Consider the following 22171-nt stretch of genomic DNA (forward strand, 5'->3'; position numbering starts at 1 on the left):
AAAAAAGTTAGCGCACAAAATGAACGATATAGACGAAATAACGGCCTCTAGTTACAAATGGCATGATTAAAGTAGGTCGTAGAAAAATAGCACTACAAAAAAATGGCACCTGCAAGGGTGCCATTTATGGTTAAATACCCCAACCCCAAGCAAGGTTTACTTATTCAATGATTGCGCTGGTTCGTTTGTGCTTAATGGCTTTAGTTTTTCCTGTGATGGCAAGTGAAACCTCACCACCTGCTAACATCGCTTATCAAGATCTTCTTTCACTGCCTTCTAAAAAGGCAAATTTCTCGTTAACCTACGGCGCCCATCCGTCACAGTTTATTTCTGTATGGAAGGCGGTAGCTATGCCCGCTAAAGGCGCCGCTAGCTCCGCCCATGTAAAGAGCGCCGCTGATTTACAGGAGAATAAAGCAAACCATAGTCAAAAAGCGGTGGTGTACATACATGGCGGTTGTTGGCTCGACGCCTATGATTATACCCATGGTAATGGGCTTTATTTGGCATTAGCAGAACAAGGTATTGATACGTATGTTATTGAATACAGGCGAGTGGGAGAATTAGGAGGAGGGTGGCCAGGCAGCTTGCAGGACGTAAAACAAGCGCTTACGCGGTTAAATACCTATTGGCAACAGCACAATAGCCCCACTCAGGTGAGCTTGGTAGGACATTCGGCCGGCGGCCACCTAGCACTATTGGCAGCGCAAGATAGCACCGCCATGACGAACATAGACAAGGTCGTTGGTCTTGCAGCTATTACCGATGTTACTGCCTATGCCGCTGGCGACAATAGCTGTCAAACCGCCACTTTGCGCTTTATGGGGGGAATGCCAAAAGAGATTAGACACGCTTATCAAGACGCTACGCCACGGGCCGCAAACGCGGTTAATACATTGAATATCACTTTATTGCAAGGCGATACAGACGCGATAGTGCCGGTGTCTCAGGCTGCAAGCTATGATGGGGCCATTATTATTGTGAACGGCGGCGGTCACTTTGACTGGCTGCACCCACAAACGCCTTCTTTTGCCGTATTTTTAAACCAAATTTTTACAGACTAGTGTGCTATGAACCAAATAAAATCTACTATTTCCCGCCTTGATTCACAAGATACGCTAGCGTCGTACCGTGAAGCTTTTTTGCTACCTGAAAATACCATTTATTTAGACGGTAACTCACTGGGTCCTTTACCTAAAGTTGCGCAACGACGAGCCGGAGAAGTGGTAGAACAGCAATGGGGTAAAGGGCTTATAACGAGTTGGAACCAACATGATTGGATAAGTTTGCCTGCCCGTGTGGGTGATAAAATAGCAAGGCTAGTAGGAGCAAAAGAAAACCAAGTGGTGTGCTGTGACACTATATCGGTGAACGTATTTAAGTTACTCAGTGGTGCGTTAGCAATGCGACCTTCACGGTTCGTCATTGCCACCACGCAAGATAACTTCCCCACAGATATTTATATGGCCCAAGGGCTAGTTAAGCAGTTAGGGGGCGAATATGAAATTCGCTACCTAGATGAAGAAAATATCGCAGGTCAATTAACTGACGATATTGCGGCTTTGATGCTCACCCAAGTTAATTTTCGTACAGGGCGTAAACTAGACATGCAAGCAATTACCGCAGCTGCCCATGAAAAAGACATACTTACAGTGTGGGACCTCGCCCACAGTGCTGGTGCGTTTGAGGTCAAGCTCGATGAGTGCGAGGTAGATTTTGCGGTAGGGTGCTCATACAAATACCTAAATGGTGGGCCAGGGGCGCCCGCATTTATTTATGTGGCCCAACGCCATCAAGCCAACTACACTCAACCTTTATCTGGCTGGATGGGGCATAAGACACCCTTTGCCTTTACGCCAGACTATGAGCCACATCCGTCGGTAGCGCAAAACTTGTGTGGTACGCCCAGTGTTATTGCGATGAGTGTGTTAGATGCGGCACTGAGTGTATTTGATAATGTGTCTATGAGCGAGCTAGATATAAAGTCGAAAAAGTTGCAACAGGTGTTTTTGAGTTTACTGGAGAGTAGTGAGATTGCGCACCTTCTGCCCCTTGCTAGTCCTTTAGAGGATGAGCGCGGTAGCCAATTAGCATTTAGGCACAATGAAGCTTATGCCATTTGCCAAGCGTGGATCAGTGAAGGCGTTATAGCAGACTTTAGAGCGCCAGATATTTTAAGAGTTGGTTTTGCGCCTCTTTACCTTAGTTTTACTGATATGCAACAAGCGGTAGAAAAACTTGCAGCGATTATGACGGGAAAGCAGTACTTAAACACTGAATTCCAAAGTAAATTGCAAGTAACATGAGTATTTGAGGGCCGTTCATATTGCTTTTTTAAGGATAACCAAAGATACTGCTACACGGTTTAGTGTTTTTTGGTTAATAATTGCTTCAGGTGGTACTTTTTTGAACTTTTTCAAGCATTTGGGTTTTTTGGTGAGTGCCATTTTCGCTCTTTCAGTGGGTGTGGCATCTGCACATCCACAAATGAGCGCCCAAACGGAGACCCCGCACCACGCAGATACTACCGACGCTCCGATAACCTATTGCATTGACCCACTATGGACCCCTTATGAAGCTATTCGAAACGGCAGTCACGTAGGCATATCTGCCGATTATATGCAGATTGTCGCAGAACTAACCGGGTTAACTTTCCAGTTAGTGCCCACAGAAAGTTGGCAACAAAGTTTGGAGTACGTGCAAGCGGGTAAGTGTCAGATGATATCTATGCTAAACGTATCTGACTACCGCAAGCAATTTCTTGATTTCAGTATCCCTTACTTTGCAGCGCCGAATATTTTAGTGGCGCGTGAGGGTACACCTATATTGCAAGGTTATGCGGGTATAGGCAATCGCCTGGTGGGTATCGTTAAGGGGTATCGACAGATTGAGTATATCCGTCGTTACTACCCCGACGTAAGGTTAAAACTTATCCGCTCAGAGCGTGAGGGTTTAGCCCAATTAGCCCGGGGTGAATTCGATGTTATGGTAGGCTCGCTACTTAGTGTAAACACGCACCTAAACAACCAACAAATCAATAATTTGAATATTGTAGGCTATGCAGAGCCTTTTGATTCCCTTAGTTTTGGGGTGAGAAAATCTTTCTCTCATCTCATTCCGATTTTAAATGAAGCCATTAACCAAATACCTGAGTCGAAAAGGGTGGAAATATATCGGCAATGGAACAACGTTAAGGTGCGTTATCACAAAGACTATTTTAAGTTAACGGTAACGCTGTTATTTATTATTTTCGTTATTCTTACTCTCGTATGGCGACACCGCACCTTGCATACGCATGGTCGGTTAATGGGGCAAAAAAATGCCGAAATAGAATCGCTGCAAACCAGCCTATTAGATCGGAATAGAACACTGGAATTTTTATCTGCCCACGATACGCTAACCGGGCTGTACAATCGCAATCATATGATTCAAAAGTCGGAAGAAGAGATATATCGCTTTCGTCGCTTTCATACAGTGCCCTCTATGATTATAGTAGAGCTGTATCAAGGTATAGACCCCCGACTAGACAACCATGATGCGCATAAAAAACAGTACCTTAAAGCGTTAGCATCGGTATGCTTAGCAACGGTGCGTGAAGTTGACGTGGTTTCCCGTTATACCGAGGGGCAAATAGTGGTGTTATGTCCGCAAACCAATCTTGATGAAGGCCAAATTTTAGCCGATCGTTTGTTATCTGCCATTGACAAAAATACTGAATTGGCGGACATGCAAATGGTTGCCTCTATCGGCTTGGCGCAATTAAAAGAGGGAGAAAACTTCTCTGATTGGATTGAGCGTGCCACCAAAGCGTTATATCAGGCAAAACGCCAAAGAGCGAACCGTGTGGCGGTTGCCGACTAACCCCATCAGGTAATGGGGTTGTAGTGCCATTGATGCTCGGCAAAGTAAACCATGGCGCGATCGTACTCTCTTTCTGAGCGCCAGGTTCGGGTATTAAGCTTCGCAGATACGCCAGAATAAAGGCGTTTATTGGCTACCAGTCTAATTTCATTCTGATAATCTACTTTTGCCTGTTTCACTTCCGATACTTTTGCTTCAATCCACTGTAGCAATGCATTTTCGTTGTTAAACATCTCTAATGCATCGGCTAATTTTGGCCTGAGTTCTTTAGGTATCTTTTTACTTTTTAAAATATCAATTTTTTCTTTGTGCTTTGAGTTGTTTTCACGCAACTGTTTTAATAATTCATCTAAGCTATCTTTTCGTTCTAACAACAAGTTGAAGCCCTGACTGAAGTCTACCTTTAAGGTGCTTCCTGAGATAGCCCCAAGGGTGCCTGCTTCTACTTTTCCATGGCTTATAATTTCACATGCGAACAAATTCCCCATTGGATTATCAAGCTTTCCAACGGTAACTGTTCCGCCACAGCGCAGGCGACTATAGGCCAATTGTCTACCTATGGTGATGTTACCCGAACAGTGTATATCGATACCCTGACCATGTTGTATATGGATACTGCCACCAGCAATAAGCTGACAATTGAACTCGTTTCCCTTATCGAAGACTTTACCCATTGCGCCTTCGGTAATAATAATATCCCCATCAGACTCAATGCGGGCCGACTCAACAAAACCGTTAATGGTTATATCGCCGGCCGCCTTAATTTCCATTTTTTCGGTAACATCACCGTTTACCAATACCGCGCCTTCGTAGTTAACGTGCCCAGTACCCACATTAACGCCACTACAAATATAAGTATCGTCAATGTTCATAATTTGGTTTTGGTACTTGGGCATACCGGCAATTTTAGAAACTAAAATATTTTGGTCGTAATCTGAGATAACAGTACCGTGGCCTTTTTTAAACTCTACCCAATCTCCGGCTATAGGTGGAATTATTGTGCCGCGAACCGTAAAACCTGTTCGCCCCCGAGTAGGTTCCGTTCTGCGTAATACAGGCACATTGGCTTTTACACACACCACTTCGCCAAGGTTACGCATATCAACCCTTTCGCCGTCATCAGACTGGGGCTTAAGTACCCGTTCTAGCGCATTAGGAACAAGAGGGATGAAGCGAGATGAACGGCCATTTCTTGGTGGTAAGCCTTTCGCTACCACCCGTTCTATCGTTGTACCGGGCGGGGCAGTTTTCGCTTCTTTTATTACTTGGGTTATAACTTTGCTGCTTAACCCACGTTGGATGTTATTTTTCGCCGCTAAGGATGCAATTGTACTTTTACTGGGCATTTTGCCGCCGTAGGGTGTAGTAAGTACAAGCTGCGCTGACATAGCATCTTCACTAACGCGAAAGGTTACTTCAGCATTTTTGCGCTCACCGATGCGTTCTGTTACTACGCTATCATCGGCAGTTTTAAAATAATGATTGGCGGTATCACAGGCGGATTTTAAGGCAGATTCAGATATGTATACGCGTTTTGTTTCGCCCTTATTTAATTCAGACTGAATTTCACGCATATCGATTTCTTTGTCGAATTCGGCGGGCGAAAGCGTAAGGTTTATGTAAGTTCTTGTATTATCAAAGCTAATTTTAACGCCGTTCATGACTACTTGATTCCTCTGCGCAGCATACGTCTGTTATTATTTTATTATCGGCTGAAAATCTATTCGCTGAACAATATAGGTTAATATTGCTACTTTTTCATTAAAATCTGTAAAGCGAATTCACCGAATACCACTTCCTTGTTAGACGAAAGTTTAATTTAATCGGCTAGAGGCTATAGGTCAAAGATTTTGTGCATATTGGTAAAGGGCCCGTAAAATCGCCTGTTTTTCAGGATTGTCTGCATTTTCGTGGGCCAACTGCTCCAACTTAAGCATAAAAGGTTCAAGGGTGAGCGGTGCGGGCGATGTTGGATCAGAAAGCCTTGCTTGGCGGTGGCGTTGCCAACGCATCGTTTCATCATGGGTTAGGGTTTGTGGATAGTTTCTGGCGCGATAGCGAAACAGAAGGCTTTTTAAGCCTGGATGTTGAATTTCATCGCTTAACGAAGCTAAATTTTCAGCATCAGCGGCGATAACGCGGTCACACCATGAACGCTCTTCGTTATTAAGAAAGCCCCCGCTGTAGAGTGCATGGTCAATGTCTACTTCTTCGTCGTAGTCTTTTGCTTCATATACGTTTGAGAGTTTTAATGCCAAGTTAGATTGTTGCGACAAAACCCGGTAATTGTCTAAACATGTCTCTCTATCAAGCCCTAAACGTAGGGCATTTTCTTCTGTCATTGCCTTAGCTGTGGTAACAAAAGGCGACTTATTTATGTGCAGCAACTTAAGCCCCGGACGGGACTCACCATTTAACTCATCTTGTTTTGCATAGAGTTTTCTTTGGATCTCTTCAACGTTGTCATTTAGCACGCTATCGATGGGTTTAGATAAGTCGATGGCTATAACAGCGTTAGGGTTGCTAGGGTGCTTGGCAATAGGCATAACCCACGTACAACACCCCTGACTGGCCGGTAGTTTTGAAGAAATATGGAGTATCACCGACGGCTTTGTTAAATCTATCTGCTGCGATACCGCATGTTTACTACGTAGCGAATAGGCATAGTTAAATAACTTGGGTTGCTTTTGTTTAATTAACTTAGCAAGCCCTATGGTGGCGTACACGTCACTAAGCGCATCGTGGGCGTTTTCATGAATTATATTGTTGGCTTTTGCAAGGTCTTCAAGTTTAAAACTAGGGGAACCGTCGCTTTTGGTAGGCCAGTTTATGCCTTCTGGACGCAGTGCATAACAGGCTCTCGCTAAATCAATAATATCCCAGCGACTATTACCGTTACGCCACTCGCGAGCGTATGGGTCGAAGAAATTGCGGTAAAACAGGTAGCGGGCCACCTCGTCATCGAAACGAATACTATTAAACCCGACACTGCACGTATTTGGCGTCGCCATTTCCTCAAAAATACGTTTGGCAAAATCAGCTTCATTCATCCCATCACGCAGGGTTTGCTGTGGCGTGATCCCCGTTATCAAACAGGCTTCGGGGTGGGGGAGGTAGTCATTCGCAATAGCGCTCATGATATTTATTGGCTTGCCAATGATATTTAAATCGGCGTCTGTTCTTATGGCGGCAAACTGACAGGGAAGGTCTTTTTGCGGGCGCGTGCCGAAAGTCTCAAAGTCGTACCAAAGAAAAGAAGGTTCGTGCATTATGGGTAAACTTCACTAGTAAAGGAATCAGTGTTGGGCGCAGTGTACACTGGCTAGGTTTGAATACCAAACCTAGCCCGCCAACCCGCCTTCAAATGTTGTTTTTGAAAACCAATGGATGGTGTTTGGCGAAATTTATTGCCGCAAAAGTAGCTGATTTTGGGTTCTAAGACTACGCTATTAATTAAGGGGCAAAAATATCACTTACAGCCTGCTTAGTTAAGTCGCCGCGCCGTAAATGCCCTACCACTTGCTGTAAGTACATACCGAGCGTAGTGACGAGGAGAACACCATGGAATCGTTGCAAGTCAGTGACTATATGAATACTCATCCGGTAAAGCTAACGACAGAGATGACGGTGGCCGAAGCGGTTGAAGCGCTGTTAATTAGCGGTCAAAGCGGTAGCCCTGTTATTGACAATAAGGGGAAGGTAGTTGGCTTTCTCTCTGAACAAGATTGTATCGCGAATATGATTGCTTCGAGTTATTACCGTGAGCAAATTTGTCGGGTAGTTGAAATCATGCGAACGCCTGTATTATCTATTAAGCCTTATATGTCGGTGATTGAACTTGCTGAATTATTAATTAAAAATAAACCAAGGGTTTATCCGGTTGTTGATGACGACGGTGTGTTACTAGGCACCATTAACCGCACAGCTGTGTTAAAGGCCATTGATATTCAATTGCGGTCAGGCTATCAATGGGCCAGCTAGCGTGCCTTGGTATGTTATGCCAAAAGTTGTAAACCGTGCTTATACGCTATAAACGTTATCAATAAAAAGGCCGCTTTACGCGGCCTAATTTACCTTATTTTTTATTTGTGCACTTTTACGTTTTAGTTTTTATTTTTGTCATTATTCTGCCCACGGCGTGTAGGTCTACATTGCTTGAAACCCTTAGTTAGCGGCATTTAGGCTACGTATGGCGTTAGCCAGTGATGCCCCGGTTACTATTTTAAAATTTTGTCTTTCACTGGGCATAATGTTTCTGCCATCCTGAACCACGAATATTCCCTCACTAAATTCGCCACCAAAATTATAATTAGAGGTCGCTAAGCCATCGGTTTCCGATGCGCCATCAATGCTTTTTTCTCGATTCGCGGCAACTTCAACCATGCCAATCAACGAAAAGGTGTGATCGGTGGAATAGACAGCGTATTGATTGTTTCCTTGGCTGGATGCAATCAAATAGCGCACACCATCCACATCAAACAAACTTAACCCTTCAACATCACTTTCTACGGGCGCAGCAATGGTGATGGCAAGCTGTGGGCTGGCCTGTGTTTGATTTACATCTAGTGTCCATACACCGGTGCTTTCTTCCCCAAGGTATGCCACCCCCTTTTGTGTATCAACCACACAGCCTTCTGGTTGCGAAGGCAAGGTGAAGGCGTGCACCATGCTTGCATCAATGTTACCGCTATCAGGGTTCAAACTAAGCTGATAACGTAAATATTCGCCACTGGTACTGTTCACCAACACATCAATATTGCCGTTGTGATTAAACGCACAGAGGCCGTATATGTCTGAAAGTGGTGTGGGTATATCTGACAATAAAGCCAATTCGCCGCTGCCTTGTGCCACAGATAAAACAGACAGGCTATTGTGGGTTCTATTACTCGCAATAGCGAGCGCGTTAATGGGCGTACCAGTAGGCGTTACGCCCCCTGACGATATGGCGACGACTTCCACATTATTCACCTTACCAATGGGGTGGCTAGCCATGCGCTTTCCTTGCAGGCTATACGTGTTTAGCGCGCCTTTTTTGTCGGTGCCAATAATCAGGCTTTGCGCTGGAGACTGATTGTTATACCAAATAGCGGGGTCGTCAGCCGCGTCGCCATAGTTATCCACGGGTGTGGTTTCGTACACGGCGAGTAAAGGTATTGCTTTAGGTTGCGAAGACGCTGGTGGGGCATCACAGGCGCTGAGTTTATCGGTAAGGCTTGCCGCATAAACCGCGCCCGTTTCGTCATCGTTAACATACAGCATGGGCACTGGGGTATCGGGCGAATCTGGTGATGAAAAACGGACTAATTCAGGAGCAATGTCCTTATCAAAAGAAACGTAATGACGGGCACATTGGGTTTGCAGCCACACACCGCTGTGCGCTGGGCTTACCCACGCCACTAACGGGCCAGTAGCGGGTGAATAGCCTGTTGCCACCCCTTCTACTGGGGTGTCAGGCTGATAGAATTGCAATGATTTCGATACTTCATGTTCTGGGTGCAATGGCATGGCCCAAAGACCCGAAAATTCATCGGCAAGGTAGAAGGTGGCGCTTTTTAGCTGCGTGTTTTCTGCTTCCGTTATCGCACAGCTTTTTATGCCAGGGCCGATGGCGAAAGAACGCAATAGAGTGGGGGTATTGCCCCGCCATTCGTAGTGGTGCAGCATGTTTTCGGCATCAACATTAATCATGTGATAATAGGCGCCGATTTTTCCTGCACAAAGCGCTTCAACGCCCTTGCTAAACAGTGTGTCTACATGTGAATGTGACGCTGAACGTATGTCGCTAGGCAGCGGGTATTCCGCCAACTCATGTTCAACGGCTTGCAGCGCAAGTGGGGGCGTTGCGTTTTCTATGTTGGTGGCGCAGGCACTGCAACCGAGTGCAACGAAAAGGGATAAAGCCCAACGAAGGGGAGTAGGAAGAAGCGTGGGTATGGATAGCGCTGTCATTATTATTTCTCTAATTTCTTGATGTGGTGGGTATAAATAAGTTGGCCGTTGTGGTCAATAAAGCGAAAGGTTAATAACGCATTATTAAGGCTTACGGCAACGAAGCCACCGGTAGATTTTGCAAATTGGGTAAAGTCGTATTGCCCCACAGGGCGCACTTCAGAGCCGCCGCCAGAGACAATATGCACCAGTTCGCTGCCCGCAATTTGATTATGTTGTAAATCGTGCTCATGCCCTGCGATATAGGCATTCACCTGATATTTTTCAAAAATAGGTTCAAGCACGTCTTTAATGGCATCCGTTTTTCCATAGCGCTTACCGCTGGAATAAAGAGGATGGTGCCCTATAACAATTTTCCATGTGGCCTGGCTGTTAGACAATTTGTCGTTAATCCACGCCAATTGTTCTTCATGCCCCTGTGAATAGGCGTTGCGATATTTTTCTTCAAACGCATAGTCAGGGTTTAGCGGGCTGGTGTCGATAAACAGCAACTGAACCTGTTGCTGGTTGTCCAATGTGATGTACTTTTCATAATACTGCGAAGGCATTTGCCAGCGACGGCTAACCTGGCTGTAATCGATTTGCGCTTGCCAATTTCCTCGATAATCATGGTTGCCTAGCACTGGGTACCAGTCAATAAACAAATGTGGATAGTGATAGATGTTTTCAAAGGAGGTTATCCAATAGGGGTCGTGTATTGATGCAACACCATTGTCGTAGAAATTGTCGCCCGTGGTCACAATAAACTCGGCATCCAACTGATAACTGGCGATATCTAACCATTTCGCCACCTCTTTTTGATAAAAATGGCCATTTCTGCCCCAATCGCCCAGTACCAGAAAGGAAACCCCTTGGGCTTCTGTGGGTACGCCTTTAATAGCATGTTGTTTGTAATAGTCTAATGAAGTGGTTTGCGCTGAACATAGTGAACAGGCCAATAACCAACCTAGTAAAAATAGTCGCATGAAGTTGTCTCTGTTGTATCGATAGGGTGCGCTCACGCGCACCCGCTTAGCTTGGTATAGGGCAAATAATTAGCGTAGCTGCCACGTAAAGCCAACTTGGAAAGTGCGGCCATATTCTTCATATTGCGCATTTTTGTTGCGCGTATCGAAGTAATTGTAGAATGGTTCATCGGTGAGGTTAACGGCATTGAAGTACAATTGCATGTCGTCGTTGATAAAGTACTTAGCCATGAAGTCTACCTGGGTGTGATCATCTTCAAAGCGCAGCATATCGCCGTCAATTTCTTCAAAGTTTTCGCTCTTATAGGTCATGGCTAAGCGTAAACTAAAGGCGTTAGCTTCGTAGCCGAACGTGAGGTTACCCACCCGATCTGACTGGTTCGGCAATTGCGTTTCGTAGGTTTCACCTTCCAGATAAGTGGTGGCTTCTGAGTCGGTAAAGGTGGCATTGGCGGCCACTAAGAAACCGTTATTAAATGCCTTCACCCACGATAGCTCTAAGCCGTGTAAGGTGGCGGTGTCACCATTAATAGCTTGTATTACCTCGTCGTAACCTTCCCAGCCTTCTGTGCCCGCTACATCGGCAAATACAACAAAGTTGTCGATATCTTTGTAGAAGTAACCTGCTGATAATACGCCAATGTCGCCTGGGTAGTATTCCAATGCAATGTCGATGTTCTGTGCTTCATACGGATTTAGCTCAGGATTACCCACTTCAGCTTCGCGCTCAGTAACAAATTCGCCATCATCTTCTTCGGTTTTACTTTCAATGATTTGAAAGGCCGCCACATCTTCGAATTTAGGGCGAGAAATGGTTTGTGTATAGGCGCCTCTAAGTTGAAGCTTTTCAGAAAAGCTGTAACGCACGTTGATGCTTGGCAGCCAATGGTCGTAATCTTTGTCAGAAGCCCAAGGGGTGTTAACCACTTCTTCAACATCAGTTTCTTCATTTTCGATTAGCTCAACACGCATTCCCTCGGTGGAAAAATCTGTGCTTTCATAGCGTACACCTGCCACAATGTGCCAGTTGTTAATATCCACACTGCCCATGACGTAGGCGGCAAAAATATCTTCTTGGTTAACATAGGTTGCGCCATTAGATTCAATTTCTGAATCGAGTTCAGCCAACTCTAGGTTACTGCGGTTAGTGTTAAAGAAATCCCGCAGTCCAGTACGATCTAAACTTGGGCCAAAGTCACCTAGGCTGTAGTCTGGCGACGCACCCGCAAAATCAGCGGGGGCAATATCGTCAAAATCACCATCATAAATGAAGATTTGGCTATCTCTGTCTTTTTCTCTGGTGCGATACTTAGTCCCCATTTTTAACTCACCTTTATAGTCACCTAAGGTGATAGGGCGAGTTAAATCAAGTTTGAAGCTGGTTTCCGTATCTTTTGTGTAGTTATCTTCAAACGCGATTTCATCCAGTTCATAGGTAGACAAATCCATGGCGTCAGCATCTTGGGTGACCTGTGGGATCATGGTTTCCAAGTTACTTTCAATGCTGTCGTTTTCGGTGACGAAATCGTAATAGAGCGCATTAGGTTCATCTTCATCCGACATTGCATAGCCAACTTGCCAATCTGCCTGCCACGTGTCGAGTTGATGCTCACCGCCTAAGGCTACAGTAAATATACTTTGGCTTTCGTATCTGTCTTTGCTTGAACGAACAATTTCTGAGTCTTCACCGTCGAAGGTAAAGGCATTCGCCATACGGTACTCATCGTCTGAAAACTCACTGTACAAAGTGCGCAAGAAGTATTGGTTATTAAAATCGGGACGGTAATCAAAGTTTACCGCTGCACCCAAACGTTCGCGGGTAATAGAATAATGACGTTGTTCAACTTCATCATCGCCATTGCTTTCTATGTTGTCAGACCCAAACTCACGGTCGAAGTAGGACAGGGCCGCGGCCACGCCAAAGTCGGGGGTGATTTTTTGCGTAAACGTGCCAGAGATTTTAGGGCTAGTTTCGTCGCGCAGGTCATTTTGACTGGCTTGAACGGTCACGCTGGCGGTGTCTTGCTGCTTATCAAATGCGCTAACGCTCTTTACAGACACAGAGCCGCCAATGGCATCACCGTCCATATCTGGCGTGACAGATTTAGACACTTCTAGCGTTTGAATGAGTTCTGAAGGAATAACGTCTAGCGCCACAGAACGCACGCCAGATTCTGGTGATGGAATGTTTAACCCGTTAATTACCACATTATTCAGGTTAGGATCGATACCGCGAATGCCAACAAAGCGTCCTTCACCTTGATCCCGTTCTATGGTGAGGCCAGGCAAACGTTGGAGGGACTCTGCAGCATTTTGATCGGGGAATTGACCAATGGCGTCAGCAGAAACCACATTTGAAATTCTATTTGACACACGTTGCTGGTTGATTGCGCTGGCTTGACTACTACGTTGGCCCAGCACCAGTAGCTCTTCTAACGTATCGTCTTCACCTAATACGACAACCGGCGTAATGGTTTGGTCATCAGAAACCGTAATAGGAATACGCTTGGTTTGCTCACCAAGGTAACTCACTTCAAGGGTATAGTTGCCCGCAGGGACAGAAGGAAAACGGAATGAACCGTCGCGACGAGACTCTGTCACCAAATTTAATTCTTTGATTTTAATTTTTGCGCCAACGTAAACCCGCGCTTCGGCGCTGTCATTAATTTGTCCGGCAATAGCGCCATCCCCAGCAAGGGCTTGCTGAGAAATAGACATGCCTAACGCAGCGATACAAGCAATCGTTAACGGTTTAAGACGATTATTCATTTTCATTATTTATCCATTTTCTAAGTATGAAGAGTGCGATGCACGGCTAAAGTAGAAAGCGCATGTGACATTTCTGTGACGTAGGGGAGATAAAAAACCAAGGAAAGATGGATTTCAGCTTTAGATAAAAAACAGTGAGCTAAAATGACCCGTTATTAAGCTTATGAATTTAAATGAAATAATTGTTTTTTTCCGCAGGTTTTCCTCATGTTGACATCCGCATGTCATATTCGTGAGCCAAAGTGACCCTCGACAATACCTGTGAAAGTGGGATATTTCACAAAAAATTAAACCGTGAGTTCTACATGTTTAAATTACGTAATCACACCCAATTTGGCCACCATAAAGGGTGGCTAGCATTTACCGTCGCCGTGTTATCCCTGGCACTGGTGTTAAGTCTTAATGCGGGTAACCCTAAGCCATTTTCCGACATTTCATGGTTAGACATACTCGGGGAAGGCAGCATTGTTTTACTGACGTTGGCGTGGATCTTATCTGCGTTAGCAAGCCGGCCGCCGGGCAAAGTGACGCGCTATATTGTGATTGGCCTAGGGTGTATTTTATTTTCGGCCAGCCTCGATTTACTCGATGAATTTCTGCGTTATCCCCCTGCGTCCCATTGGCTCAGTATGATTGAATCTTTTCCTGCTGTATTTGGAATGTTGGTGATGACCACAGCCTTGTATTTATGGCACCACGAACAGCGGGCGATTAATATTCAGCTGCGACGAAGAGAATGGGATTATCGCGATCATGGTGAAATAGACCCCATTACGCAGCTTTATCGCGGGGAGTATTGGCAAGCCCGCGCGGCAGCGTTTCAGGAAAGTGGGGGGAACGGTTATGTTGCGATTATAGATATCAATGATTTTTCTTACTTTAACGAGCGCTACGGGCAAGCTGAAGGTGACCGATACCTGCATGAAGTGGCACAATTACTTATTATGAATTTACGGCAGCAAGATTTGGCCTGTCGGTATGCAGGAGACAGATTCGCGCTTTTATTGCCCGACGTCTGTGAAACCCAAGCCTATAATATTGTAAAACAAATTTGCATCAGCATTGAGCATGTCGCCTATAGACATCAAGCAAGTGCAGAGGCAATTTATACCAGTGCCCGCGCCGAAGTGGCTCAGCTTACGCCAGTATCCCATTTACCTAAAATTCTTAAAGGTATGTTGGGTAAATTAGAGAAAGGCCAGAGGACTGCTGCCTAATGGCATGGACGTCGCCACCGTTGCCAATTAGCAAACACGATAAGGTGATCCCCGGTTATCACTTTGTGTGCGCCGTGTTAGCTATTGCTGAACCTCGGGGCGTGTCTGTGCATAAGTTATTGAGAGGCACAGGGATATTTGACGATGCGATAACCCCTAATTTACGGGTAAGTGGTAAACAACTTATCGCCTTAATAGGCAATGTACAAAGCTATTGTAAAGCGAAAGACGCCAGTTTTCTTATTGGTAAGCATTTGGCCAATGCCTTGCTAAACCGTGAATTTTCGTCCATCAAAGACGCGGGCAGCCTAAATCAGGTGATACGGCTGGTCTCCACACAGCGTTGGCTGTGTTTACCGTTAGTGTCTTTTGCGCGCTATGAAGTGAATGAGAATAGCCTGTGGGTAGCAAGGGATGCCATGGGGTGCAGCAAAATTTGGCCATTTGTAATGCAAATTAGCCTATCTATGTTAGTGGCATTTGCGAAAGCGAGCAGTAAAACCCGCCTGCCGTTTCATTTTGGCATGACGGCATCTCGGCCACGTAATATTGAAGATTTTGAAACCTATTTAGGGCTGCGATTAAATTTTAATGCCCCTTTTATGTCGTTGATGCTGCCTAAAGGAAGTGTGCTGGCCCCCATTGAACGCGGGAATGTGGGTGGGGAAGCCCAGCATGGCTCTCTCGTTGAGCCTCAAACTTTCCCTCAAATAGACCTTCGAATTGACACCCAAACCAGCAGTGACGCTACACTGAGTATACTCGATAAGGTGAGATTACTTACTGCGCATAATTTGCACGCCAGCTTGCCCGATGCGGCCGCCGAGTTTTCAATGAGTGCTGCTACCTTTAAGCGTAAACTAAAAGAGCACGAATACAGTTATCGTGCGCTTACAGAAGAAGTAAGGCGAGAGCAGGCAATCGTATTGTTGGCAATGAAAAAGCTCAATAATGAACAAAGTGCCTCACAAATGGCATTTTCCGATTTGACTAACTTTAGGCGGGCAGTTAAGCGACTGACGGGCCATACGCCAAGTGAACTAAGGGCGCTTTAATTACTTTGCTTTAGCCAAAAAACCTTTTATCCTCTTAGGCTTATTTTGCAAACCATAAACTACCTAAGTGAGCGCTGTGCAGTCATCTACGTCACCTAACGATTTGTCCTCTCAAAATACTACGCCTTTAGCCCCTAATTTACTGGGCTTAACCCCCATTTTGTTGTTTGTAGTGCTGGTAGTAGTAACAGGCCTACTTACTAATGATATTACGGCTATGCCAATCTTGGTGGCGTTTTTTATTAGTGCGGGGTATGGATTGTGTTTAAACCCCAAACATCATAAGCAAAGCTTTGCAGATAAAATTCAGATTTTCTGTAGAGGCGGGGGCGACAGTAACATTATTCTATTGGTGCTTATTTTCTTATTAGCGGGGGCATTTTATGCCGTTACAATAGATATAGGTGCTCGTGATGCCACGGTTAATATGGCGCTGCAGTTTGTACCTAGTGCCATGATTTTACCGGGGCTTTTCCTCATATGCTGTTTTATTTCTTTTGCAATGGGCACCTCTATGGGCACCATTACTGCCCTTTCGCCTATTGGGGCGGGGCTGGCCGAAAGCCTTGGCTTACCGGTAGAAATGGCGTTGGGCATTGTGGTGGGGGGGGCCATGTTTGGCGATAACTTATCTTTTGTATCAGATACGACAATTGCCGCTACCCGAACTCAAGGTGTACAACTAAAGGATAAATTCAAAGCAAACCTCGTGGTGGCCTTGCCGGCTTGCTTAGTGACTATGTTACTGTTGTTAGGCATCGACGTGGATACCTCGGATTTAGTCGAGGGGGGCGATTACAATGCGTGGCGTATACTTCCTTATCTGTTTATTATCGGCTTTTCACTTAGCGGGTTTAACGTTATTGCGGTGCTTGCTGTGGGAATAGTAACCGCCTGCGCCGTAGGCCTTTGGCAGGACAGTTTCACACTGCTATCTATGATGCATAGCATTCAAAAAGGTATGGGCTGGATGCAGGATTTGGCCATGATAGCTATTACCATTGGTGGCATTGTGGCGCTAATGCATGCCAATGGAGGGATAGCATGGTTAATCCATCGTTTAACCCGAAAAGTCAGCACGAAAAAAGGGGCTGAATTTAGTATTGCAGGCCTGGTTAGCTTTCTTGATATTACTACCGCGAACAACACAATAGCCATTGTTACCGCCGGACCCATCGCAAAGGATTTGAATGAGAAGTATGGCGTAGATCCCCGTCGTACCGCCTCCTTGTTAGATATTTTTTCCTGTAGCTTTCAAGGGCTGGTGCCTTACGGAGCCCAGCTTTTAAGTGCTGCGGCTGTAGTCGGTATATCACCTTTGGCCATTACCCCTTATTGTTGGTACCCCATGCTCATTTTTGTATTTGGCCTTATTGCGATAGCGCTAAATGTCCCTAAATTTAGGCAAAAGAGTCAGGACGGTTTAACCCAATAGGTTTAGGTTTACGTATTGGTACTTTTGTGACGCGCCCTGCACATGCAGGGCGCTGTTTTATTCTGCCGCAATTACGCTGGAAATTTTGATTCGCTTCTTCTAGGATCAACGCCCCAAATTGCAATGCCCTCATTGGGTTTCTGTTTTTATAGTCATTAGGAAGTTATTTTGTCTGCAACCATCGCGATTAAACCGCTTTATGAAAAACTCGACCATTGTTTGTTGGCCGATAAATTTAGGCTTAAACGCCGAATTCAGCAGTTGTCTAAGCAGGTGCAGGGCAAAAAGGAGATTGATGAGAATACGGTAAACAAATATCTTACCCTAGAAGAGCATATTGACGCCTCAGTGGCGAAATGCCAGTGGCGTAGAGAGAACCTGCCGTCTGTCGATTATCCTGCGCTTCCTGTAAGTGACAAAAAAGACGATATAAAAGAAGCCATTGCAAATAACCAAGTGGTTATAATTGCGGGTGAAACGGGCTCAGGCAAAACCACGCAAATCCCTAAAATCTGTCTTGAGCTGGGACGTGGGGTTAAAGGTCTCATTGCGCATACACAACCAAGAAGATTAGCTGCGCGAAGTGTGGCAACGCGAATAGCAGAAGAACTCGATACGCCTTTAGGTGAAAAGGTGGGTTTTAAAATACGCTTCAGCGATCAGGTAAGTGAGCGTAGTTATGTCAAGCTCATGACCGACGGTATGTTGTTAGCCGAGATGCAGCAAGACAAGTTCTTGAATCAATACGACACCATCATTATTGACGAAGCGCATGAACGCAGCCTAAATATCGACTTTTTACTTGGCTACTTAACGCAGCTGTTAAGCAAACGACCCGACTTAAAGCTTATTATTACCTCTGCTACGATAGATCCCCAGCGCTTTTCTCGTCATTTTAACTACGCCCCTATTATCGAAGTAAGCGGGAGAACCTATCCGGTTGAAATTCGTTACCGAGGGGTAGAAGACAAAGAAAATGACCAAGATCAAAGTGACGCCATTGTAGAGGCCGTAGATGAGCTTATGGGTGAAGCACCTGGCGACATATTGGTGTTTTTAAGTGGTGAGCGGGAAATTAGAGATACTCAAGAGGCTTTGAGCCGCCAGCAATACCGTAACACGGAAATAGTGCCCCTTTACGCTAGGCTTTCAGCTACAGAGCAAAATCGCATATTTCAAACACACAGTGGCCGTAGGATTGTGTTGGCCACTAACGTTGCAGAAACCTCGCTCACTGTTCCTGGTATCAAATACGTTATCGACCCAGGTACAGCGCGAATTTCTCGCTACAGTGCGCGCAGTAAAGTACAACGTTTGCCTATTGAAGCTATCTCACAAGCCTCGGCAAATCAGCGTGCCGGGCGTTGCGGTCGTGTGTCTGACGGTATTTGTATTCGATTGTACAGCGAGGAAGATTATCTAGGGCGGCCGGCGTTTACCGACCCTGAAATTTTACGCACCAACTTAGCCTCAGTAATCTTACAGATGTTGGCACTCGGGTTAGGCGATATTGCTGCCTTTCCCTTCGTACAGCCGCCAGATAACCGCAATATCAATGATGGTTTTAGGCTGTTAGAAGAAATTCAGGCTATTAAGAAGCAAAAAGGGCGCATGCAACTTACCCCCTTAGGGCGTCAAATTGCAAGGCTCCCTATTGATCCGCGCTATGCCCGTATGGTGGTTGAAGCACAGCGTACCAATGCGGTGAATGAAGTGATGGTGATCGCTGCCGGTTTATCTATTCAAGATCCTCGCGAGCGGCCCCAAGAGAAGCGCCAGCAGGCCGACGAAAAACACCGTGAATATGCTGATCCTGATTCCGATTTTATAAGCCTTTTCAATCTATGGAGTGCGTTTCGCGAACAGCAAAATGCGCTTAGCCAAAACCAGTTGCGTAAGTGGTGTAAAGGCCAGTTTATAAATTATTTGCGCATGCGTGAGTGGCAAGACATCGTTAGTCAGTTGAAAAAATCTATTGCTGAATTAGGTTTTGGTATCGTTAAAAATGCAGCCGATTATCAGGCCATTCATGAAGCAATCGCCGCAGGCTTGCTTTCGCATATTGGCTTTAAAGATAAAGAGCGGGAATATTTAGGTTCTCGTAATACCCGCTTTATGATTTTCCCCGGTTCAGGATTAGCCAAGAAACAACCCAAATGGGTAATGGCGGCGGAATTAGTGGAAACCTCTAAGTTATTTGCCCGTATGGTGGCGCGCATTGACCCCACATGGATAGAGCCGTTAGCGAAACACGTAACTCAGCAGAGTTATTCAGAGCCCCATTGGTCGAAAAAACGAGGGGCTGTTATTGCGTTTGAAAAAGTTACCCTATTTGGTTTACCCATCGTCATGAAAAGGGCGAAAGTGTATAGTCAGATTGACCCTGTAGTGTGTCACGAATTATTTATTCGTGAAGCCTTAGTAGCGGGTAATACCAAGCTAAATTATACGTTTTTAGAAGAGAATAACGCGCTATTAGCCCAAGCGGACGAATTTGAACAAAAGACCCGGCGACGGGATTTAATGGTAGATGATGAGGCGCTAGAAAGCTTCTACGCTACGCGCATCCCCGCTGAAGCAAATAACGAAGCGGCGTTTAAAAAATGGTTTAAGCAGTACGGTAGTAATGAGGCACTTACCTTTACCGAAGAGGATGTTTATCGTCAGCAGCCAGGCCAAGCTATCGAAAATGCGTTCCCCGATGTATGGCGACAGGGCAATATTACCTTACCACTTCAATATCATTTTGAACCTAACGCCGATGATGATGGGGTTACGGTGCTAATACCTTTACCTGTGCTCAATCAAGTTGAAAGCGTGGGCTTTGACTGGCAGGTGCCAGGTTTACGCCACGAGCTTATAGTGGCGATGATAAAGTCTTTGCCGAAACGGTTGCGTCGAAACTTTGTCCCAGCCCCCAACTTTGCCGATGCCTGCTTAGCAGATATTAGCGAAACGGATAAAAACGGGCGGCCGGTCGCCCTGATAGACGCAATAGCAAACAAGCTTCTAAAAATGACAGGCATTCGTGTAGAGCCAGAAGAGTGGAATGTTGCGTTACTTGATAGACATTTGATTATGCACTTTGCGGTGGTAAACGATAACGGAAAAGTGATAGCGCTGAATGACGATTTGCATACGCTTAAACAGCAATGCGCTGGGCAAGTAAAACAAACTTTCGAAAAGGCGGCTACTCCTGACTTAGAGCGCAGTGATATTGCCCAATGGGACTTTGATAGCTTGCCAAATACGTTTACCCAAAAAGTGGGAGGCTTTGAGGTGCAAGCGTTCCCGGCTCTTGTGGAACGTGGTGATACCGTGGATATTGTGTTGGTAGATGAACACGAAAAGGCGCAGCAATTACACCGTCAGGGGGTAAATGTGCTGATCAAAAATGCCATGCCTTCACCGCTAAATTACTTGCAAAGTAAATTACCGAACAAAGCAAAACTTGGCTTATATTTTAACCCATTTGGTCAGATTAAAGCATTGATAGATGATTGCATTTTCGCTGGTATCGATGCCCTTGTCGCTGACTTTTCAGCCCATAATAAAACCGATATCCGTAGCAAGCAAACCTTTGAATTATGTGTTGATTACGTACGCGGCAATATTAACGAGAAGGTGCTTGAAATTGCCCAGCAAGTAGAGCAGGGCTTAACCTTAGCCCATCAGTGCCAAAAACAAATGAAAGGAAATGTCCCCCTTACCATGATAAATGCGTTGGGTGATTGTAAAGCACATTTGGCCTCGCTCGTCTTTCCTGGTTTTGTTTCTGCTATAGGTGAGGCCAGATTAAGCGACTGGAACCGGTATATTAAAGGGCTGTTCCGCCGCTTAGAGAAGTTACCTATCGATCCAAATAAAGACAGAATGCACCAAATGACAGTAGAAAAAGCGAGTGCAGAGTGGCAAAAAGCCTGTGCCAAGTACCCAAAAGGGAAAGTTCCTGATGCCTTACTTGACGCACGATGGATGATAGAGGAACTGCGTATTTCTCTATTCGCTCAACAACTCGGCACGGCTTATCCGATTTCTGCAAAACGGATAACAAATTTTTTAGCGGATTTTTGACCCAGATAACTCTATGAATACAAGTAGCTTTATGGCTACAGGCTAATGAAAATGCCGGAATTGCTAGTGAATAGTTAGCCCCCTTGATTGACAATGGCATCCCATCGCCCTATAACAATGAAAGCGATTGTGGTTTTACAGTGAAGTAGCAGGAGAAGTAGAGATGTTGGGATACGACGATAAGCGCAATTTTTTCCGAATGATGGTTAATTCGCCTTGTCAGATACAGGTGACGGACGACGAGTCTAGTCGTACTATGCAGGCCATGTGTAAAGATATAAGTGCGACGGGAATGTCGTTAGAAGTAGACGAACCTTCCATTGAGATTGGTACTCAGGTAAACGTTTCAATCGACTCACCAAGCTCTCAGGTACCTTCGTTATCTGCTATTGCTACGGTTGTTCGGTGTGTGCCAGAATCTGACGCTAATTGTATTATCGGGGTAGAAATCTCTGAAATGAAGTAGCGGTATTGAGATAAAGCGGTATAGCCCCATACCGCTTCATCGAGAAAATTAATCACCCTCATTGAAAAAAAACATTGTCTTTTTACCTCGTTATTGATAATAATTCTCATTATCGTTTTTGAGTTATTGGAAGAGAGATCATGAAAAAGACAATTACCTTCGCAGTTATGCACTTTTCTGTAGCCTTTACTGTGGCCTATCTGCTTACCGGTAGCTTAGTAGTAGGTGGCGCGGTAGCCCTTGTAGAGCCCGCTATAAACACGGTGGCATTTTATTTCCACGAACTAATATGGAAAAAGCTAGAAGCGCGCAAGGAAAATGAAGCGCCTACTGCAGGGCAGGAAATGGCGCTTCTGTCTTAGCGTTAAAGAGGGGGATAC

The 22171-nt window shown here is 45.3% G+C and carries 15 protein-coding genes; 10 read left to right on the forward strand and 5 right to left on the reverse strand.

The window, feature by feature from the left end; all coding sequences use genetic code 11:
* Positions 1-167 precede the first annotated feature (167 nt).
* From GTH32_RS02165 to GTH32_RS02175, 3 genes are all read left to right on the forward strand, one after another.
* Positions 168-1064: an alpha/beta hydrolase gene (locus tag GTH32_RS02165; RefSeq protein ID WP_163083595.1), complete on the forward strand. Its 897-nt coding sequence runs from the start codon at positions 168-170 to the stop codon at positions 1062-1064.
* Between the two features lie 6 nt (positions 1065-1070).
* Positions 1071-2306 carry a kynureninase gene (gene kynU / locus GTH32_RS02170; protein ID WP_163083596.1) on the forward strand — a complete coding sequence of 412 codons (1236 nt, stop codon included), beginning with the start codon at positions 1071-1073 and terminating at the stop codon, positions 2304-2306.
* Between the two features lie 100 nt (positions 2307-2406).
* Positions 2407-3861: a diguanylate cyclase gene (locus tag GTH32_RS02175; RefSeq protein WP_246223110.1), complete on the forward strand. Its 1455-nt coding sequence runs from the start codon at positions 2407-2409 to the stop codon at positions 3859-3861.
* A gap of 5 nt (positions 3862-3866) precedes the next feature.
* Here GTH32_RS02175 and GTH32_RS02180 read toward each other — a convergent pair whose 3' ends face one another.
* Both GTH32_RS02180 and sbcB read right to left on the reverse strand, forming a co-directional pair.
* Complete coding sequence (locus tag GTH32_RS02180) at positions 3867-5522, reverse strand: flagellar assembly protein A (RefSeq protein WP_163083597.1); 1656 nt, start codon at positions 5520-5522, stop codon at positions 3867-3869.
* A 180-nt stretch (positions 5523-5702) separates the two neighbouring features.
* The gene (gene sbcB, locus GTH32_RS02185) at positions 5703-7130 is read right to left on the reverse strand and encodes an exodeoxyribonuclease I (RefSeq protein WP_163083598.1); all 1428 of its coding nucleotides are present in this window, start codon (positions 7128-7130) and stop codon (positions 5703-5705) included.
* A gap of 292 nt (positions 7131-7422) precedes the next feature.
* Here sbcB and GTH32_RS02190 point away from each other — a divergent pair, with 292 nt between their 5' ends.
* Positions 7423-7842 carry a CBS domain-containing protein gene (locus GTH32_RS02190; RefSeq protein ID WP_163083599.1) on the forward strand — a complete coding sequence of 140 codons (420 nt, stop codon included), beginning with the start codon at positions 7423-7425 and terminating at the stop codon, positions 7840-7842.
* 183 nt (positions 7843-8025) lie between these two features.
* On the opposite strand, the gene GTH32_RS02195 is transcribed toward GTH32_RS02190, so the two are convergent.
* The 3 genes from GTH32_RS02195 to GTH32_RS02205 form a co-directional block, all read right to left on the reverse strand.
* Positions 8026-9810: a phytase gene (locus GTH32_RS02195; protein WP_163083600.1), complete on the reverse strand. Its 1785-nt coding sequence runs from the start codon at positions 9808-9810 to the stop codon at positions 8026-8028.
* Between the two features lie 2 nt (positions 9811-9812).
* Positions 9813-10775 carry a metallophosphoesterase gene (locus GTH32_RS02200; RefSeq protein ID WP_163083601.1) on the reverse strand — a complete coding sequence of 321 codons (963 nt, stop codon included), beginning with the start codon at positions 10773-10775 and terminating at the stop codon, positions 9813-9815.
* Positions 10776-10844: 69 nt separating this feature from the next.
* Positions 10845-13544: a TonB-dependent receptor gene (locus GTH32_RS02205; RefSeq protein ID WP_163083712.1), complete on the reverse strand. Its 2700-nt coding sequence runs from the start codon at positions 13542-13544 to the stop codon at positions 10845-10847.
* A 305-nt stretch (positions 13545-13849) separates the two neighbouring features.
* Here GTH32_RS02205 and GTH32_RS02210 point away from each other — a divergent pair, with 305 nt between their 5' ends.
* The 6 genes from GTH32_RS02210 (at position 13850) to GTH32_RS02235 (ending at position 22153) form a co-directional block, all read left to right on the forward strand.
* Positions 13850-14761: a GGDEF domain-containing protein gene (locus tag GTH32_RS02210; RefSeq protein WP_163083602.1), complete on the forward strand. Its 912-nt coding sequence runs from the start codon at positions 13850-13852 to the stop codon at positions 14759-14761.
* The gene (locus tag GTH32_RS02215; RefSeq protein ID WP_163083603.1) at positions 14761-15816 is read left to right on the forward strand and encodes a helix-turn-helix domain-containing protein; all 1056 of its coding nucleotides are present in this window, start codon (positions 14761-14763) and stop codon (positions 15814-15816) included. Before GTH32_RS02210 ends, GTH32_RS02215 begins: the two co-directional genes overlap by 1 nt.
* A gap of 76 nt (positions 15817-15892) precedes the next feature.
* Positions 15893-17251 (forward strand): Na+/H+ antiporter NhaC family protein, encoded by a 1359-nt coding sequence (locus GTH32_RS02220; protein WP_163083604.1) that lies wholly within the window; start codon positions 15893-15895, stop codon positions 17249-17251.
* A 168-nt stretch (positions 17252-17419) separates the two neighbouring features.
* Complete coding sequence (gene hrpA / locus GTH32_RS02225) at positions 17420-21325, forward strand: ATP-dependent RNA helicase HrpA (protein WP_163083605.1); 3906 nt, start codon at positions 17420-17422, stop codon at positions 21323-21325.
* A gap of 163 nt (positions 21326-21488) precedes the next feature.
* Positions 21489-21791 carry a PilZ domain-containing protein gene (locus GTH32_RS02230; protein ID WP_163083713.1) on the forward strand — a complete coding sequence of 101 codons (303 nt, stop codon included), beginning with the start codon at positions 21489-21491 and terminating at the stop codon, positions 21789-21791.
* A gap of 140 nt (positions 21792-21931) precedes the next feature.
* Positions 21932-22153, forward strand: a complete 222-nt coding sequence (locus GTH32_RS02235; protein WP_163083606.1) for a DUF2061 domain-containing protein — start codon at positions 21932-21934, stop codon at positions 22151-22153.
* Positions 22154-22171 lie beyond the last annotated feature (18 nt).

The sequence above is a fragment of the Alteromonas profundi genome (genome assembly GCF_010500865.1).
Lineage (GTDB): Bacteria > Pseudomonadota > Gammaproteobacteria > Enterobacterales > Alteromonadaceae > Alteromonas > Alteromonas profundi.

Coding starts and splice junctions, on each gene's coding strand:
- GTH32_RS02205 (WP_163083712.1), bottom strand. CDS start 13,544: ATGAATAATCGTCTTAAACCGTTAACGATTGCTTGTATCGCTGCGTTA.
- GTH32_RS02190 (WP_163083599.1), top strand. CDS start 7,423: ATGGAATCGTTGCAAGTCAGTGACTATATGAATACTCATCCGGTAAAG.
- kynU (WP_163083596.1), top strand. CDS start 1,071: ATGAACCAAATAAAATCTACTATTTCCCGCCTTGATTCACAAGATACG.
- GTH32_RS02210 (WP_163083602.1), top strand. CDS start 13,850: ATGTTTAAATTACGTAATCACACCCAATTTGGCCACCATAAAGGGTGG.
- GTH32_RS02195 (WP_163083600.1), bottom strand. CDS start 9,810: ATGACAGCGCTATCCATACCCACGCTTCTTCCTACTCCCCTTCGTTGG.
- GTH32_RS02230 (WP_163083713.1), top strand. CDS start 21,489: ATGTTGGGATACGACGATAAGCGCAATTTTTTCCGAATGATGGTTAAT.
- GTH32_RS02200 (WP_163083601.1), bottom strand. CDS start 10,775: ATGCGACTATTTTTACTAGGTTGGTTATTGGCCTGTTCACTATGTTCA.
- GTH32_RS02165 (WP_163083595.1), top strand. CDS start 168: ATGATTGCGCTGGTTCGTTTGTGCTTAATGGCTTTAGTTTTTCCTGTG.
- sbcB (WP_163083598.1), bottom strand. CDS start 7,130: ATGCACGAACCTTCTTTTCTTTGGTACGACTTTGAGACTTTCGGCACG.
- GTH32_RS02235 (WP_163083606.1), top strand. CDS start 21,932: ATGAAAAAGACAATTACCTTCGCAGTTATGCACTTTTCTGTAGCCTTT.
- GTH32_RS02180 (WP_163083597.1), bottom strand. CDS start 5,522: ATGAACGGCGTTAAAATTAGCTTTGATAATACAAGAACTTACATAAAC.
- GTH32_RS02215 (WP_163083603.1), top strand. CDS start 14,761: ATGGCATGGACGTCGCCACCGTTGCCAATTAGCAAACACGATAAGGTG.